Here is a 16,312-nt window from a genome sequence, read left to right as displayed (position 1 = left end):
TCGCATAAGCTCGGGCGCGCGTTCGCGCTTGCGGAGCCCTGACGGGCTCCGAGGCAGAACTCAAGCATCGGGATGCGTAGCGTCCCGCAAGGCCGAACGGCTGTCCGAGCTTATGCGAGGAGCCAAGGGAGCGGATGCGACCGCCGGCGCCTGAGGCCTAACAAAAAACCCTTCACTTTTTCCGCTGTGCGGAAAAAGTGAAGGGCCGCCAGCTCCTCCAGCGAGGCTGACGACCCTTCTCCCCACAACGCCACGCGGGGAAGCTGTCTTGCTTTAGCAGTTACGGTCGATGGCGCGTCCAGCGAGGGCGCCTACGCCAGCGCCGATGATGGCGCCGGTGGTGCCGTCGCCGCGGTCATAGCGGCCATTGCCGATCTCGTTGCCGAGCAGGCCGCCGGCGATCGCGCCGAGGATCGTGCCGCCGGTGCCCTTGTCGCGGCAGCGGCCGCGATAATAGTCCCGGCCGCCATAATAGCGCCCACGATCGGCATAATAGCGGCGGTCGCCATAATAACGGTCGCCCCGATATTGGCGGCCATAATGGTCGCGATCATGCCGGACCTGCTCGTAGCGGCCGCCATAATATTGTGCTTCGGCAGCAACCGGGGCCACTGCGGTGACAACGGCCGCGGAAGCAGCGGCGGCCATGAGAAACTTGCGCAACATAAAAACCTCCTTGTCTCAACCGCGCGCTCCGCCGATGCGGAACCCGTCGAAACGGCCAACAGGGCCCGATCGATGAGACGCTTATTCCATGATTCGCGTGAGCCCTTGCTGAACGCGTCTGTTGGCGATTGTTCATCTTCCTCAATCGCTTCGGCGCGGCGGTAGCGCCCGTAATTTCCTTGGGGAATCGCCCCTGAGCCTTTATCGGCCCCGCCATGAAGAAGGCGCTGGCCGCATTGCTGTTCTGTCTATTGCCGGGGTCGGCGGGCTTTCCCCAGGCGTCCGACGTTCCGGTGATCGCGACGCCGGTGCCGATCGACCCCGACGATCCGGCGCACCGCGTCTTCGGGCGGCTGCGCTATGTCGCCGGATGGCACCTGACCAGCCGCCAAGGCAATTTCGGCGGCTATTCGGCATTGCGCGTCGACGGTGACGAGGTGCTCGCGCTCGCCGATACCGGCGACCATATGCGCTTCCGCTTGTCGCCATCGGGCGAGGTCAGCGGCACCCGCTTCGGCCGGCTCACCGCTCTGCCGTCCGATCGCGGCGACCGGGGCGATCGCGATTCCGAATCGATGACCATCGGGCCCGAGGGCGACATCTGGGTCGGCTTCGAATATCGCAACGCGATCCTGCGATACGGACCGGACTTCAAGGAACTTCGCGGCATGGCCTTTCCGCCCGCGATGCGGAACTGGTCACGCAATTCGGGGCCGGAGGCGATGGTGCGGCTCGATGGCGGGCGATTCGTGGTGTTCGCCGAGGGGCAGGCAATCGCGCCGCATGTCCATCTGGCGCTGATGTTCCCGAGCGATCCTACCAATCCCAAGAACGTGCCCTTCCGCTTCGGCTATCGTCCCCCGCTCGGCTATGTTCCGACCGACGCGCAGCAATTGCCTGACGGCCGCATCGTCGTGCTCCACCGCCACTTCAGCCTGTTCGACGGCTTCTGGACCGCGATCAGCATCGTCGATCCTGCCGATATAAAGCCCGACGCCACCGTGACCGGCGAATTGATCGCCGAACTCAAGCCACCGCTCAATGTCGACAATATGGAGGGCATCAGCGTCACCCGCGAAGGCGGGCGGACGATGCTGTGGATCATCTCCGACGACAATCAGGTGCCGATCGAGCGGACGCTTTTGCTGAAGTTCGAACTTATGGACAGCCCTCGGCAATAGCGCGCTGCCCTATCCATTATCGTCATTCCCGCGAAGGCGGGAATCCACCGGCGAACGCACTCTGAACCACGAGAGTCTCGACCAAGCGGCCAGATGGATTCCCGCTTTCGCGGGAATGACGGTGGGAAGGGCGGTCTATAATCCAGACAAGACGAAAGCCGGACCGCTAGGCGATCCGGCTTTCGTCTCTCTCGTTTCCGCCGAGGCGGAAGAAATCTTAAGCGGCAGCCTGCTGCTTCTTGGCGATCTCGCGCTTCAGGCGGCGTGCGCGCAGCGAGAGCGAGTCGTCCGAGGTCTTGAGCAGCCAGTTGTCGAGGCCGCCGACATGCTCGACCGAACGCAGGCCGTGGGTCGAGACCTTCAGCTTGACGCCCTTGCCGAGCGAATCGGAGATCAGCGTCACATTCTGCAGGTTCGGCAGAAAGGTCCGCTTGGTCTTGTTGTTGGCATGGGACACGTTGTGGCCCACTTGGCGGCCCTTGCCGGTCAGCTCGCAGATGCGCGACATTGTACTTCGTCCTGATGTTCGGGTTGCCCGGAAAGTCGCGGCGGATAGCGGCGATGCGGAGATTCGTCAAGCCGCGCGTCCGGCGCGATGCAACTCTCCGGCAGAACGAACGTTGTTGGGGCTCCGATATCATTTATCCGAGGAGTGCCCAAGGTGAACACGACCCGCGAGCATTATAATGAATATCCCGCGCGCAATAACGGCGCCCGGGTTGGCATCATCGTTGCCGTCATCGCCGTCCTGGCGGTCATCGCGGCTTTCGCCTTCGGGCTGATCGACATCAACCAGACCAAGGAGATGAAGGCTCCCGAGGTTTCGGTTCAGGGCGGCCAGGCCCCGGCGTTCGACGTCGACACCGCCAAGGTCGATGTCGGCACCAAGCAGACCGATATCACCGTGCCCAAGGTCGAAGTCGGCACCACCAAGGAAGACATCAAGGTCCCGACGGTCGACGTCCAGAAGGCCAACTAATCCATGGCGCGGCAGCAGATATCGGCGGCTCCCATCTCGCCTTGGGCGCTGGTGGCCGCGATCCTGCTGCCGCCGCTCGGCGTATTTCTTGCGCGCGGGATTACCCCCGCATTCTGGCTGACGGTGGTTCTGACCGTGATCGGCTGGCTTCCAGGCGTCGTTCTGGCGCTGGTTCTGCTTCTAATTCCCGAACGCATCCCCATCCGCTAGCGCTGCGTCGAATCGCCCCGTACAGCGGGGGCGATGAACCTTTTGCTGCCCTATCCAATGCGGCTCGCGCTCGATCTCGCGATCGAAGCGGCGGCCAGCGGCGAAGTGCCGGTCGGCGCCGTGGTCATGCGCGGTGACGATGTGATCGCCGCCGCTGCCAACCGGATGAGCCGGGGTGCCGATCCCACCGCCCATGCCGAGATGGAAGCGATCCGCGCCGCCTCCGCGCGATTGGGCGCGCAGCGGCTCGACGATTGTGATCTCTATGTCACGCTCGAGCCCTGCGCGATGTGCGCGGGCGCGATATCGCACGCGCGGCTGCGGCGGCTCTATTATGGCGCGGACGATCCCAAGGGCGGGGCGGTGGTCCATGGGCCGCGCTTCTTCGCGCAGCCGACCTGTCATCACCGCCCCGAAATCTATGGCGGGATCGGCGAGGTCGAATCGGCCGATCTTCTGCGCAGCTTCTTCGCGGCGAGGCGATGAGGCCCCGCCGCGATGGCCTTGTTCAGACGTTGGTGTCTTTCACGGGCACGATCTTGATCTCGACTCGCCGGTTCTTCTGCCGCCCCTCGACCGTCGCGTTGGACGCGATCGGCTGGCGCGAGCCGAAGCCCTGGGTGCCGATCCGCGCCGCCGCGACGCCATGGCCCGACAAATAGTTCGACACCGCCTCGGCGCGGTTGCGCGACAGCGGCTCGTTGATGGCGTCCGACCCCGTCGAATCGGTATGGCCATACACGTCGACATAGGTCTGGTTATATTCGGCCAGCGTCGCGGCCACCTTGTCGAGCGTGTCGCGGAACTGCGGCTCGATCGCATAGCTGTTGGTGGCGAAGGTGATGCCCGATGGCATGTTGAGCAGAAGCTCGTCGCCCTGGCGGACGACGTCGACACCGGTGCCGGCGGTCTGCTGGCGCAGCTTGGCCTCCTGGCGATCCATATAGGCGCCGATTGCGCCGCCGGCGATTGCGCCGATGCCCGCGCCGACGATGGCCTCGGTGCGGTTGTGCTTGCCGCCGACCAGCGCGCCCGCGCCCGCGCCCAGCGCGGTGCCGGCCAGCGCGCCGATAGCCGCCTTGGACAATGTGCGTTCGCCGGTCTCGGGATTGGTGACGCAGCCCGCCAGCAGCGTCGACGCCGCCAGGATGGCTATCGCCGTTTTGGTCCGTCGCATCGATGTCTCCTATTGATCGTGAAGGGGTCCGGGCAGAACCGATCAGCGCGCGAATTGTTGCACATCCGTCCTGAACGGCAGCGGATGGTTGTGAAATTCTGAAATCCACGGCATGAACGTCGCCAGCGCCATGCCGCAGCCTGTCCCCCCATCCCCATTTCCCTGGTTCGACCTGGTGGTGATCATCGCCCTCGTCGCGCTCAACGGCCTGTTCGCGATGTCCGAACTCGCGATCGTCTCGGCGCGCCGCGCCCGGATGGAGGCGATGGCGCGCGCGGGCCGCCGCGGTGCGCGGACCGCGATCGATCTCGCCGCCGATCCCGGCAAATTCCTCTCAACCGTCCAGATCGGCATCACCCTGATCGGCATCCTCGCCGGCGCCTATTCGGGGGCGAGCTTGGGCGGGCCGGTCGGTGAGCGCCTCGCGCTGCTTGGCGTGCCCGCCGAAAGCGCGCCCGAAATCGGCTTCGGCCTGGTGATCGCGGTGACGACCTTCGCCTCGCTGATCGTCGGCGAACTCGTGCCCAAGCAGTTCGCGCTGCGCGCGCCCGAGCCGATCGCCGCGGTAATGGCGGTGCCGATGCTGTGGCTGTCGCGGCTGACCGCACCCTTCGTCTGGCTGCTCGACCGGACGAGCGCGCTGATCTTCGCGATCCTCGGCCTCGACCGCGAGACCGAGAACCATGTCACAGCGGAGGAGCTTCACCTGATCGTTGCCGAGGCATCGTCGGCCGGGGTGATCGAAGAGAGCGAGCGCGCGATCATCTCGGGCGTGGTGCGCCTCGCCGACCGCCCGGTGCGCGAGGTGATGACACCGCGCACCGAGGTCGAATGGATCGACATCAACGCTGATCCGGAGACGATCCGCGCCCAGATTGCCAGGATGCCGCACAGCCGCATGCCGGTGGCGGAGGGGTCTGTCGACGAGATCATCGGCGTGGTCCATTCGCGCGACCTTGTCCGGGTCCTCGTCGATGGCGGGCCGATCGACCTGCGCGCGATCATGCGCAAAGGGCTTTCGATCCCCGATCATGTCGATGCGATGGATGTGCTGAAGGCGCTGCGCGAAGCCGAAGTGCCGATGGCCTTCATCCATGACGAATATGGCCATTTCGAAGGGCTGGTGGCACCGGCCAATCTGCTCGCCGCGATCGCCGGGGAATTCGCGTCGGATCAGGATCAGGACACCGATCCGCCGCTGGTCGAGCGCGACGACGGCAGCTGGCTGATCTCGGGCACGCTCGCCGCGGATACGATGGCCGACCGGCTCGACATTCACCTGCCCGAGGACCGCGATTTCGCGACCGCCGCGGGCTTCGCCCTGTGGCGGCTCAAGCATTTGCCCACCACCGGCGAGTCGTTCAGCCACAAGGGCTGGCGGTTCGAGGTGGTCGACATGGATGGCCGGCGTATCGACAAATTGCTTGCGACTCCGACGAAAACCGGGCGCTGACCCTCCAAGGTTCCGCGAAATATCCCGTGGAGCGGGCGTCTCGTCGAAAAAAATGCTCCGAATTCGACCGGGACCCATTTTTTTCAGCTTTTCACGCCAGTTTCCAATTGCCCGAACGAAAAACGCCGCGCACAAGAGGCGCCTTGCGCTGCCCCGGCGGCGTAAAGCCAGTTTATCAAGCAAAGACCAGGAGTGATCATGAACACTGCCGACATCGCAGGCGTCGTCGCCGCCGAACAGGGTATCGATAAGGCCGCCGCCAAGCGCGTCATCGACGCCACCCTCAAGGCGATCACCGACGCCGCCAAGAAGGGTGACGAAGTTTCGCTGCCGGGCTTCGGCAAGTTCAAGGTCGCCAACCGTCCGGCGCGCGAAGGCCGCAACCCGGCCACCGGCGCGACCCTGACGATTGCGGCGTCGAAGAAGGTCTCCTTCACGCCGGCCAAGGCGCTCAAGGATGCGCTGAACGGCTGATCCGGATCGGCGGCGTCTCCAGCGCCGCCGTCATCGGTACGGACAAGGGGCGGCAGCGATGCCGCCCCTTGTTTTGTCTGGAGTGGGTGTCGGCGCCGCAATCGGGCCCGACACATGTCATGCCCTGCTCCAGCCCACATCATCTGTGCGCCTCTGGCCTGCCGCTGATTTCAGTTGATGCCGACGTGGGTGGTGGAGCTGAGGGGAATCGAACCCCTGACCTCTGCAGTGCGATTGCAGCGCTCTCCCATCTGAGCTACAGCCCCGCACGTCCGGGCGCTTCCTCTAGCCGCAGCGCGAAGCGGATGCAACAGCGCAAAATCGCCGGATGCCAACTTCGGTTTGTCGCCCGCCACTCCGGCGAACGGCCCGTCCGTCGCACCTCCCCACTCGCCTCAAACTCCGGAACAGCGCCGCACCGCGAGACGTTTTTCCGCCTCTGCCGCACGGTCGCGCCGCAGCGCTGCCGAAGGCAAAGCCAGTCACAGGAGGAGGATGCCATGGGCTACGAACGCTATACCCGACGCGACTACAGTGATTATGCCGACCGTGCCTATCGCGGGCGCGACCGCGACGATTATCGCGATCGCGATTACCGGGAGCGCGAGCGCGGATATGGCCGCCCGCGCGATTATGACGATGACCGCGGTTTCTTCGAGCGCGCGGGCGACGAGGTTCGCAGCTGGTTCGGCGATGAGGAGGCGGAGCGCCGCCGCCGCTGGGACGAGCGTGTCCAGGAGCGCGACGACGAACGCCGCTATGGCGAGCGCCGCTATCCGGAGGGCGGCCGCTATGCCGATACGTCGCGCTATGGCGGCGGCGGGTTTGCCGCGGGCTATGGCTATAGCGCAGGCGGAGACTATGGCGCGGGCCGGGGCGCGGGCGCAACCAGCACCTATGGGCTGGGATCGCGCGGCGATCATGATGGCTGGGGCCAGGACCCCAATTACAGCGCATGGCGCCGCCGTCAGGTCGAGGCGCTCGACCGCGACTATGCCGAATATCGCCGCGAGAATGAGAGCCGATTCCATGACGACTTCGGCAGCTGGCGCAATCGGCGCCAGACCCAGCGGCAGTCGCTCGGGCAGGTACAGGAGCATCAGGAAGTCGTTGGATCGGACGGTGCGCATATCGGCACGGTCGATCACGTCCGCGGCGACCGCATCCTGCTGACAAAGACCGACAAGGATGCCGGCGGTCACCATCATTCTATCCCTTCGGCGTGGATCGTCGAGGTCGGCGACAAGGTTCGCATCAATCGCACCGCCGCGCAGGCACAGTCCGCATGGAAGGACGAGGAGGGCAATGACGGCCCGCATAACCTCAACCGGGCCTTTGCGGGCACCTACTGATCGATCTTTCGATCAGACGAAAGGGCCGGTCCTCGACCGGCCCTTTTTGCTGAATGGGTGCGTTGGCCCTTGATGCGGTGCAGCATAAGGCCCAGATTGGCGGCATGGCTGACGCCGACTCCGTCAAGCACGCCGCGACCGGCATGCCGCTGCCCGACCAGGTAGCGCTCGTGCTGCAGGGCGGCGGCGCGCTCGGCGCCTTTCAGGTCGGCGTGTTCGAAGCGCTGCACGAAACCCGCATCGACATCGACTGGGTGGCGGGCATATCGATCGGCGCGGTCAACGCCGCTATCATCGCTGGCAATCCGCCCGAACGGCGGCTCGCACGGCTCCATGCCTTCTGGGATCATATCACCTGCGCATTGCCCGCCCTGGCGGTGCTCAACGGCGATTATGGCCGCGAGGCTCTTCATCTGACTGCTTCGGCGATGGTGATGGCGTTCGGCGTGCCGGGTTTCTTCCGGCCGCGCCTGCTCTCACCTTTCCTCGCGCCCGATGGTTCGCCCGAGGCGCTGAGCTTCTACGACAGCAGCCCGCTTGCCGAGACGCTCGACGAGCTCGTCGACTGGGATTTGCTCAACCATGGCCCGATTCGCCTGTCGGTCGGCGCGGTCGAGGTCGAAAGCGGCAATTTCCGCTATTTCGACAACCGCACCGACCGGATCGACGCCCGGCACATCATGGCCTCCGGGGCGCTGCCGCCAGGCCTCCCCCCGGTCGAGATAGACGGCAAGCTGTGGTGGGACGGCGGTCTCGTCTCGAACACCCCGCTCAGCCATATCGTCGATCACCAGCAGGGCGACATGCTGGTGTTTCAGGTCGATCTTTTCTCAGCGGCGCAGGAGCGGCCCGCGACGATGCTCGACGTCGTTGCGCGCGAGAAGGAGATCCGCTTTTCGAGCCGTACCCGCCAGATATCCGATCAGCTGATCCGCAGCCGCGCCGAGCATCAGCGGATCGCCCGGCTGCTCGACAAGCTGCCGCCCGACATGGCCGCCGATCCCGACGTCGTCGCGTTGCGCGCTGCGTCGCTCGAATCGAGCCTCAGCCTCGTCCAGCTGATCTATCGTGCGAACCGCTGGGAAGGCGGCGCGCGCGACTATGAATTCTCGCAGCGAACGATGCGGGACCATATCGCCGCAGGCCGCGCGGCGATCGCCGAGACTATGACGAAGTCGGGCCTGATCGCGCGCAATATCTATGACGGCCAGACCGCCGCCTTCGATCTCATCAGCCGCTAATCTTCACGGAGAATCATCCATGTTCCTCAAGGGCAAGACCGCGCTCGTCACCGGCTCCACCTCGGGCATCGGCCTCGCTTATGCGAAGGCGCTGGCCGCGGAGGGCGCGAATATCGTCATCAACGGTTTCGGCGAGGAGGCGGCGATCGAGGCCGAGCGCCAGGGCCTCGAGACGCTGAGCGGCGCGCGCGCCGCCTATAGCGCGCACGACCTGACCAAGCCCGACCAGATCGAAGCGATGATGGCGGGGGCGATCGCGGATTTCGGCGGGATCGACATCCTCATTAACAATGCCGGCGTCCAGCATGTCGCTCCGGTCGAGGAATTCCCGGTCGACAAATGGGACCTGATCATCGCGCTCAACCTGACAAGCGCCTTCCACACCACCCGGCTGGCGCTGCCGGGGATGAAGGCGCGCAAATGGGGGCGTATCATCCAGACCGCCTCGGCGCATTCGCTGGTCGCCTCGCCGTTCAAATCGGCCTATGTCACCGCCAAGCACGGCATCGCCGGCTTCACCAAGACGGTCGCGCTCGAAACCGCGACCTTCGGCATCACCGTCAACTGCATCAGCCCCGGCTATGTCTGGACCCCGCTGGTCGAAAAGCAGATTCCAGATACGATGAAGGCGCGCGGCATGACCAAGGAGCAGGTGATGAACGACGTGCTGCTCGCCAGCCAGCCGACCAAGCAGTTCGTCACCGTCGAACAGGTCGCGGCGATGGCGCTGTTTCTGTGCCGCGACGAGGCGGCTGGAATCACCGGCGCGAACATGTCGATCGATGGCGGCTGGACGGCGCAGTAGGTGTTTCAGCAAAGCTGAAACGTGCGGGCTGGTGCCCCACATCCGCGAGAGCGGATCAAAAAAGCGCCGCTTGCCAATTGCGGTCGAGGCGGGCAGGCTGGCTTTTTAGGGGCGAGAGGAGACGATCGCTTTGCCGCAGCCGAAAGCCCTGCTGGCTATTGCCGCGCTGTCGCTGCTCGCCGGTTGCGGGTCGAAGAGGCTCGAACCCAAACACCCCAGGCCGCAGCCAAACGACTGGCGGCAGATCGCCTCCGCCGCCGATCGCGACCGCGTCGCCCGATGGCGGCAGGCCTGGATCACCGGGCTCGACAAGGCAACCGGCGCGGGCAACGCTGCGCAGATTGCCGCGCAAGGGCCGCTGCTCAAGCCCGATCTGCCCCTTGATGATCCGGTGTTGCCGCCGGGCGATTATCGGTGCCGCACCTTCAAGCTGGGCGCGCAGAGCGACGGGCTGCTAAACTATGTCGCCTATCCCTTCTTCACCTGCCGGGTCAGTGCGGAGGAAGGGCGCATCCATTTCGCCAAGATCGATGGGTCGCAGCGCCCGGTCGGCGACATCTTCCCCGATGAGGCGCGGCGGATGATCTTCCTTGGATCGATGATGCTGGGGGACGAGACGCGCCCGCGCCCCTATGGCCGCGATGCGGAGCGTGACATGGCCGGCATCGTCGAACGCGTCGGCCCCTATCGCTGGCGCATCGCCTTTCCCTATCCGCGATGGGAATCGATGATCGACATTCTCGAACTCGTGCCGAAGGAATGAGATGAAAATCGCCCTGCCGCTGATCGCGCTTGCCACGATGCTGTCCCCGGCCCCGGCCTACGCCGATCCGCTTCAGCAGGCGATCGCCGCGGACATGCCCAGCCTGATCGCCATCTACCGCGACCTCCATGCCAATCCCGAACTGGGTTTCAAGGAGACCCGTAGCGCCGGGATCATGGCGGCGGAGGCCAAGAAGGCGGGGTTCGAGGTGACTATCGGTGTGGGCGGTACCGGCGTCGTCGCGGTGATGAAGAACGGGCCGGGTCCGGTGCTTATGCTGCGCGCCGACATGGATGCCCTGCCGGTGACCGAGGCGACCGGCGTTCCCTATGCCAGCCGCACCAAGGGCGTGATGCACGCCTGCGGCCATGACACCCATATGACCAGCTGGATCGGCATCGCCCGGCGGATGGCGGCGATGAAGTCCAGCTGGTCGGGCACGCTGGTGATGATCGGCCAGCCCGCCGAGGAGATCGGCTCGGGCGCGCGCGCCATGCTCAAGGACGGCCTGTTCACCCGCTTCCCCAAGCCCGACGTGGCGATCGCCTTCCACGATTCGGCCAGCCTGCCGGCGGGCACGATCGGGGTGGTCGACGGCTACATCATGGCCAATGTCGATTCGGTCGATGTGCTGGTGAAGGGTGTCGGTGGCCATGGCGCCTATCCGCATCTCGCCAAGGATCCGATCGTCATCGCGTCGCGGATCGTCACCACCTTGCAGACGCTGATCTCGCGCGAGACCGATCCCCTTGCCTCCGGCGTGGTCACGGTCGGCAGCTTCCAGGCGGGCACCAAGCACAACATCATCCCGCCCGAAGCGCGGCTGCAGATCACGGTGCGTTCCTATGAGCCCGAGGTGCGGCAGCATCTCCTCGACGGGATTGACCGTATCGCGAAGGCCGAGGCGATGGCGGCCGGGATGCCGGACGATGCCTTGCCCGTAGTGACGCGCACCGACGACAACACCCCCGCTACCTTCAACACCCACGACATCACCGGGAAACTGACCGGCCTGTTCGTCACGCGTTTCGGCCAGGACCGGGTGCGCACGACCAAGCCGCAAATGGGCGGCGAGGACTTCAGCCGCTATTATCTCGCCGACAAGTCGATCCAGTCGATGCTGTTCTGGGTCGGCGGCGTGCCGAAGGACAAGTGGGACGCGGCCAAGGGTGACATCACCAGGCTGCCCTCGATCCACAGCCCCTTCTGGGCCCCCGACGCCGAGGCGGTGATCAGCACCGCCGTCGATGCGATGACGTCCGCCGCTATGTCGGTGCTGAAAAAATAACTCCTCTCCCATTGGGGGAGAGGGGCGTTACGCGGCCAGCGTCTCCGCGATCATCGCGGCGAGCTGGTCGATCCGATAGGGCTTGGAAATCACCGGGGCGTCGGCGAAGCCACTGCTGGCCGGCAGCCCGTCATAGCCGGTGGCGAAGATGAAGCGCTTGCCGCTGTCGCGCAGGTGGCGCGCAACGGGCAGGCTGTCCTCGTCCTTCAGGTTGAGGTCGAGCAGCGCGATGTCGAAATCGGTATCCTGCGCCCGGGCCAGCGCCTCGGCGACGGTGCCCGCGACCGCGGCCGTCGTGCAGCCGACCTCGTCGAGCATGTCTTCCGCCGTCATCGCGATGATCGTATCGTCTTCGACGATCAGGACCCGCGTTCCCGATGGGGGTTGGCTCAACGTCAATATCCTTGTTTACGCCCCCCGACGCGCATGTGATGGCCCAGAATGGCCGCCCGTGCAATTGCTCTTGGGTAAATTGAACCCCAACGGTCCGATTTCCGCTTGGGCGAAACGGTAACGCCCGCCAGGCTGTTGGGCCTGGCGGGCGTTTCTCTTCCTCCCCAGGAAAAGCTCGGTGGCCGCAGTGGCTTACAAGCTGGAGGGAACGGCTTGTTGCGGCGAGATCAGGTTCACGGCGTTTGTAACGGGGAAATCCGATCGGATGCTATAATTCCGTTCTGGATTTTGATGTCCAACTGTGGCGCCAACTGATAAGAGTCATGTAATTTTGTAAGAACCTTACTAGGTGGAAACGGAGCGGGGCATGGCCAAGCAGGGGATATTGGCGGGGCCGCGGATCAAGCGGTTGCGACGGGACCATGCCCTGACCCAGCAGACCATGGCCGAAATGCTGGGCATTTCCGACAGCTATCTCGCGCTGATCGAAGGGAATCGCCGCCCGCTGACGGCGGGCCTGATTCTCCGCCTCGCCGAACTGTTCGACTTCGACATCCGCAGTCTCAGCCAGGAAGAGCCCGGCGGCGGCGCGGCGGCGATGCGGCGGCGGCTGTCCGATCCGCTATTCGCCGGCATTTCGGTCGACCGCGCCGAGCTGGAGGCGTGGATCGACAATGCCCCCGCCGCCGCCGAGGCTTTCGCTCGTCTGTTCGACCGCTGGCGCGAAGGCGGGGGAACCGGGGGCGACCAGGAGTCGGGGCCGGTCCGTGCGGCGCGCCGTGAGATAGAGCGCTGGCGCAATCATTTCGCCGACCTCGACGCCCACGCCGAAGCGCTGGCCGACGAACTCCGCATCGGCGCGGGCGATCTCTATGGCGCGATCGCCGAGCGGCTCCGGGTCAAGCACCAGCTCACCATCCGCATCCTGCCGTTCGATGTGATGCCCGATCGGCTTCGCCGGCTCGATCTCCACGCGCGCCAGCTCCAGCTGTCCGAACTGCTCGACCCCGCCGCGCGCAGTTTCCAGGCGGCGTTCCAGCTCGCCCAGATCGAGGCCAAGGCCGAAATCGACGCGCTGGTCGCGGGGGCGGCGTTCGGCGACCGCGCTGCCGAGCGCCTTTATCGCCGCCACGTCACCTCTTATTTCGCCGCCGCGCTGATGATGCCCTATGGCCGCTTCCTGCGCGCATGCGAGGGGACCGGTTACGATATCCAGCTGCTTCAGCGGCGGTTCGGCGCGGGTTATGAGCAGGTCGCGCACCGGCTCACCACGTTGCAGCGCGTCGGCGCGCGCGGCCTGCCCTTCTTCATGCTGCGGATCGACCGCGCCGGGCAATTATCCAAGGGCTATGCTGGGGCCAGCGGCTCGGCGCTGATCGACACGGTGCACCGCTGCCCGCTCTGGGCGATTCACCATGGCTTCGAACAACATGGCCGCCTGGTCTGCCAGCTCGCCGAACTCGAAGACGGCACGCGCTGGTTCACCATCGCGCGCAGCGTGCGTCATCATGGCGGCGCGGCGGGCATCCAGCAGGCGGAGCATGTCGTCGCTCTGGGGCTGGCCGCCGAACATGCCGGATCGCTGGCGCTGGCGCGGGGGATCGATCTTGCCGGTCCGGCCGAACCGATCGGTCTGGGCTGCACCCATTGCCAGCGGCCCGACTGTCTCCAGCGCGCCGCGCCGCCGATCGGCCGGGTGCTGACGATCAACGATCGCGAACGCGGGCTCGCCCCCTTCACCTTCGCAGGTGATTGAGGGCGATCAGAACGGCACGTCGAGCGTGTCGTGGCCCTTGGCCTTGAGCGCCTCGACGACCCGCTTCACCTCCTGGCTGCTGCCGCGCGGCAGGATCATCACGGCATCGCGTGTCGCGACGACGATCAGGTCGTGGACGCCCACCGTCGTCACCACCGGCCCCTCGCTGCGGATCAGGCAGTCGCGCGTGTCGATCGCGACGACATCGCCATGCACGACGTTGCCCTGATCGTCGGCCGTGCCAAGCATGTGCAGCGCATCCCAGCTGCCGACGTCCGACCAGCCCATCTCGACCGGCACCACCGCGACCTTCGGGGCCTTCTCCATCACCGCATAGTCGATCGATTCGGACCGGCTGGCGAGGAAGCTGGCGGCTTCCGGGCGGATCAGCGCCCCCTCGCGCCCGGCTGCGGCGAGCGAGGCGCGGACCGATGCGACCATCGCGGGTTCATAGTCCTCCAGCGCCTTCAGAAAGGCGTCGGCGCGGAACAGGAAGATGCCGCCATTCCAGCTGTAATTGCCCGCCGCCACATAAGCGGCGGCGCGATCGGCGTCGGGCTTCTCGACGAAGGCCTCGACCTTCTGCACGCCCGGGGCGATCGTCTCGCCACGGCGGATATAGCCATAGCCGGTTTCGGGCTTGTCGGGGGTGATGCCGAAGGTGACGAGCCAGCCCTGGTCGACCATCGGCATCGCTGCCTCGATCGCGCGGTGGAAGGCGGCGCAGTCGTCGATGACATGGTCGCTCGGCATCACCAGCAACACCGCGCCGGGCGCCGCCTCGATCGCCGCCAGCGCGATCGCGGGGGCGGTGTTGCGGCCGGCGGGCTCGAGGATGATCGCCGCGGGCGGGTTCTCGGCCATCTGTGCGGCGATCTCGTCGGCATGCAGCGCGTTGGTGACGACGATCGCCGGGCCGAATCGCGCGCTGTCGATACAACGCGCCGCGGTCATCTGCAGCATCGTCCGGTCGCTGGTCAACGCGAGCAATTGCTTGGGCTTGCGCGAGCGCGACAGCGGCCACAGCCGGGTGCCCGAACCACCGGAGAGAATGACGGGCGTTATCAAGGAGGTGGAAATGGCTGGCTCCATGGTCCAGAAGGAGGGGTCGTTATCGGAACCTAACCGATGGGCGGCAAGGGGGTTTCATGTGTGGGGGTATGAAACCGTGATGTGGCGTCCGTCATGATCAGGTTGTTCAAACATTATATCGCCTATCCGGTGCTGGTGCTGTGCGTGGCGGATTTCGCCGTGCTGCTGCTGGCGGCGGAGGCGGGATGGGTGTTCCGCCTGCGCCAGATCGGCATCGACCCGGGGTCGCTCTGGGATCGGATCCCGCAGCTGCTGACCTTTGCGTTGGCGATCCAAGCGGCGATGATCGGGGTCGGCGTCTACAGCGCCGAATCGATGCAGGCCTTCCGCTTCGCGGCTGCGCGGCTGCTGGTCGCCATCTCGCTGGGCGTGATCCTCATCTCGCTGCTCTATTTCATCGCGCCGGGCATCACCCTGTGGCGATCCAACTCGCTCTATTCAATGGCGATGTCGGTCGTGCTGCTGATGGTGGTGCGCGTGCTGCTCGGCGGCTTCGTCAGCGGCGACATGTTCAAGCGCCGCATCCTGCTGCTCGGCGCGGGGCGGCGGGCAAAGCGCGTCGTCGATCTGGAGCGGCGGATCGGCGCGGGATTCCTGATCGCCGGATGCGTCGACATGAAGGACGCCCCAGCGCAGGTCGAAACCGCGATCTGCCGCACCGATGTCGGAAGCCTCGCCGATCTGGTCGATGCGACCGAGGCGAACGAGGTCGTTCTCGCGCTCGACGAACGGCGCAACACCGTGCCGGTCGATGCGCTGCTGCGGCTCAAGACCACCGGCGTCCACGTCACCGACATATCGGACTTTCTGGAGCGCGAGACCGGACGGATCGATCTCGATACGGTGCGGCCCTCCTGGCTGATCTTCTCGGACGGCTTCTCCTCGGGCCGCCAGCTGTCGATGATCCTGAAGCGCGGCTTCGATCTCATCGTCAGCGCGCTGCTGCTGCTGATCGCCTCGCCGATCATCCTCGTCGCCGCGCTGATCGTGAAGCTCGACAGTGCCGGCCCGGCCTTTTACCGTCAGGTCCGCGTCGGCCGCTATGGCGAAACCTTCGAGATATTGAAGCTGCGCTCGATGCGCCAGGACGCCGAGGCGGGGGGCGCCGCGATCTGGGCGCAGAAGGGCGATCCGCGCGTCACCCGCATCGGCCGCATCATCCGCCTGATCCGGGTCGACGAACTGCCGCAGATGTGGACGGTGCTGAAGGGCGACATGAGCTTCGTCGGCCCCCGGCCCGAGCGGCCCGAATTCGTCGCGGAGCTCGAAAAGCAGATCCCCTTCTATGCCGAGCGGCACATGGTGAAGCCGGGCATCACCGGCTGGGCGCAGATCAACTATCCCTATGGCGCGAGCCTCGACGATGCCCGCCACAAGCTCGAATATGATCTTTACTACACCAAGAATTACAGCCCCTTTCTCGACCTGCTGATCATCCTCCAGACATTGCGCGTACTGATCTGGGCGGAAGGGGCTAGGTAA

At 65.6% G+C, this 16,312-nt stretch carries 18 protein-coding genes and 1 tRNA gene; 13 read left to right on the top strand and 6 right to left on the bottom strand.

Annotation, left to right across the window (positions count from 1 at the left end; genetic code table 11):
• Positions 1 to 273: 273 nt before the first annotated feature.
• Entirely contained in the window at positions 274 to 666 is a 393-nt protein-coding gene (locus ASE00_RS20555; protein ID WP_056383586.1) for a YMGG-like glycine zipper-containing protein, read from the bottom strand.
• Between the two features lie 215 nt (positions 667 to 881).
• Between ASE00_RS20555 and ASE00_RS20550 the strand changes: the two genes are divergently transcribed.
• Positions 882 to 1,847 carry an esterase-like activity of phytase family protein gene (locus ASE00_RS20550; RefSeq protein ID WP_056383585.1) on the top strand — a complete coding sequence of 322 codons (966 nt, stop codon included), beginning with the start codon at positions 882 to 884 and terminating at the stop codon, positions 1,845 to 1,847.
• Between the two features lie 217 nt (positions 1,848 to 2,064).
• On the opposite strand, the gene rpmB is transcribed toward ASE00_RS20550, so the two are convergent.
• Positions 2,065 to 2,355, bottom strand: coding sequence for a 50S ribosomal protein L28 (rpmB, locus tag ASE00_RS20545; protein ID WP_056383584.1), 291 nt, complete (start codon positions 2,353 to 2,355; stop codon positions 2,065 to 2,067).
• A gap of 153 nt (positions 2,356 to 2,508) precedes the next feature.
• Here rpmB and ASE00_RS20540 point away from each other — a divergent pair, with 153 nt between their 5' ends.
• From ASE00_RS20540 to ASE00_RS20530, 3 genes are read left to right on the top strand one after another with little or no spacing between them, the layout of a single operon-like run.
• Positions 2,509 to 2,826, top strand: coding sequence for a hypothetical protein (locus ASE00_RS20540; protein WP_235538772.1), 318 nt, complete (start codon positions 2,509 to 2,511; stop codon positions 2,824 to 2,826).
• A 3-nt stretch (positions 2,827 to 2,829) separates the two neighbouring features.
• Positions 2,830 to 3,036 carry a YqaE/Pmp3 family membrane protein gene (locus ASE00_RS20535; protein ID WP_056383582.1) on the top strand — a complete coding sequence of 69 codons (207 nt, stop codon included), beginning with the start codon at positions 2,830 to 2,832 and terminating at the stop codon, positions 3,034 to 3,036.
• A 33-nt stretch (positions 3,037 to 3,069) separates the two neighbouring features.
• The gene (locus ASE00_RS20530; protein WP_056383581.1) at positions 3,070 to 3,522 is read left to right on the top strand and encodes a nucleoside deaminase; all 453 of its coding nucleotides are present in this window, start codon (positions 3,070 to 3,072) and stop codon (positions 3,520 to 3,522) included.
• 22 nt (positions 3,523 to 3,544) lie between these two features.
• Here ASE00_RS20530 and ASE00_RS20525 read toward each other — a convergent pair whose 3' ends face one another.
• Complete coding sequence (locus tag ASE00_RS20525; RefSeq protein ID WP_056383580.1) at positions 3,545 to 4,213, bottom strand: OmpA family protein; 669 nt, start codon at positions 4,211 to 4,213, stop codon at positions 3,545 to 3,547.
• Between the two features lie 112 nt (positions 4,214 to 4,325).
• Here ASE00_RS20525 and ASE00_RS20520 point away from each other — a divergent pair, with 112 nt between their 5' ends.
• Together ASE00_RS20520 and ASE00_RS20515 are read left to right on the top strand one after the other, a co-directional pair.
• A complete protein-coding gene (locus tag ASE00_RS20520; protein WP_056383579.1) occupies positions 4,326 to 5,666 on the top strand; it encodes a hemolysin family protein in 1,341 nt (446 codons plus the stop codon).
• A 198-nt stretch (positions 5,667 to 5,864) separates the two neighbouring features.
• Positions 5,865 to 6,140 carry an HU family DNA-binding protein gene (locus ASE00_RS20515; RefSeq protein ID WP_056383578.1) on the top strand — a complete coding sequence of 92 codons (276 nt, stop codon included), beginning with the start codon at positions 5,865 to 5,867 and terminating at the stop codon, positions 6,138 to 6,140.
• A gap of 190 nt (positions 6,141 to 6,330) precedes the next feature.
• Here ASE00_RS20515 and ASE00_RS20510 read toward each other — a convergent pair.
• Positions 6,331 to 6,406, bottom strand: a tRNA-Ala gene (locus ASE00_RS20510).
• Positions 6,407 to 6,640: 234 nt separating this feature from the next.
• Between ASE00_RS20510 and ASE00_RS20505 the strand changes: the two genes are divergently transcribed.
• The 5 genes from ASE00_RS20505 to ASE00_RS20485 all read left to right on the top strand — a co-directional run bounded on the left by ASE00_RS20505 (position 6,641) and on the right by ASE00_RS20485 (position 11,589).
• On the top strand, positions 6,641 to 7,492 hold the full coding sequence (locus tag ASE00_RS20505) for a DUF2171 domain-containing protein (protein WP_056383577.1): 852 nt from the start codon (positions 6,641 to 6,643) through the stop codon (positions 7,490 to 7,492).
• 104 nt (positions 7,493 to 7,596) lie between these two features.
• Positions 7,597 to 8,733, top strand: a complete 1,137-nt coding sequence (locus ASE00_RS20500; RefSeq protein ID WP_056383638.1) for a patatin-like phospholipase family protein — start codon at positions 7,597 to 7,599, stop codon at positions 8,731 to 8,733.
• A gap of 19 nt (positions 8,734 to 8,752) precedes the next feature.
• Positions 8,753 to 9,538, top strand: coding sequence for a 3-hydroxybutyrate dehydrogenase (locus ASE00_RS20495; protein WP_056383576.1), 786 nt, complete (start codon positions 8,753 to 8,755; stop codon positions 9,536 to 9,538).
• Positions 9,539 to 9,668: 130 nt separating this feature from the next.
• Positions 9,669 to 10,301, top strand: coding sequence for a DUF4893 domain-containing protein (locus ASE00_RS20490; RefSeq protein WP_056383575.1), 633 nt, complete (start codon positions 9,669 to 9,671; stop codon positions 10,299 to 10,301).
• A gap of 1 nt (position 10,302) precedes the next feature.
• Positions 10,303 to 11,589 carry an amidohydrolase gene (locus tag ASE00_RS20485; protein WP_056383574.1) on the top strand — a complete coding sequence of 429 codons (1,287 nt, stop codon included), beginning with the start codon at positions 10,303 to 10,305 and terminating at the stop codon, positions 11,587 to 11,589.
• A 27-nt stretch (positions 11,590 to 11,616) separates the two neighbouring features.
• On the opposite strand, the gene ASE00_RS20480 is transcribed toward ASE00_RS20485, so the two are convergent.
• Positions 11,617 to 11,982, bottom strand: a complete 366-nt coding sequence (locus ASE00_RS20480; RefSeq protein WP_056383573.1) for a response regulator — start codon at positions 11,980 to 11,982, stop codon at positions 11,617 to 11,619.
• Positions 11,983 to 12,349: 367 nt separating this feature from the next.
• Here ASE00_RS20480 and ASE00_RS20475 point away from each other — a divergent pair, with 367 nt between their 5' ends.
• Positions 12,350 to 13,738: a helix-turn-helix domain-containing protein gene (locus ASE00_RS20475; RefSeq protein ID WP_056383572.1), complete on the top strand. Its 1,389-nt coding sequence runs from the start codon at positions 12,350 to 12,352 to the stop codon at positions 13,736 to 13,738.
• A 6-nt stretch (positions 13,739 to 13,744) separates the two neighbouring features.
• Here ASE00_RS20475 and ASE00_RS20470 read toward each other — a convergent pair whose 3' ends face one another.
• Positions 13,745 to 14,830 (bottom strand): mannose-1-phosphate guanylyltransferase/mannose-6-phosphate isomerase, encoded by a 1,086-nt coding sequence (locus tag ASE00_RS20470; RefSeq protein ID WP_056383571.1) that lies wholly within the window; start codon positions 14,828 to 14,830, stop codon positions 13,745 to 13,747.
• A 93-nt stretch (positions 14,831 to 14,923) separates the two neighbouring features.
• Here ASE00_RS20470 and ASE00_RS20465 point away from each other — a divergent pair, with 93 nt between their 5' ends.
• Positions 14,924 to 16,312 carry a TIGR03013 family XrtA/PEP-CTERM system glycosyltransferase gene (locus ASE00_RS20465; RefSeq protein WP_056383570.1) on the top strand — a complete coding sequence of 463 codons (1,389 nt, stop codon included), beginning with the start codon at positions 14,924 to 14,926 and terminating at the stop codon, positions 16,310 to 16,312.

The sequence above is a fragment of the Sphingomonas sp. Root710 genome (assembly GCF_001429065.1).
Taxonomy (GTDB): domain Bacteria; phylum Pseudomonadota; class Alphaproteobacteria; order Sphingomonadales; family Sphingomonadaceae; genus Rhizorhabdus.
The sequence above is the reverse complement of the archived record's forward strand: the minus strand, read 5'-3'. Positions and strand labels throughout refer to the sequence as shown.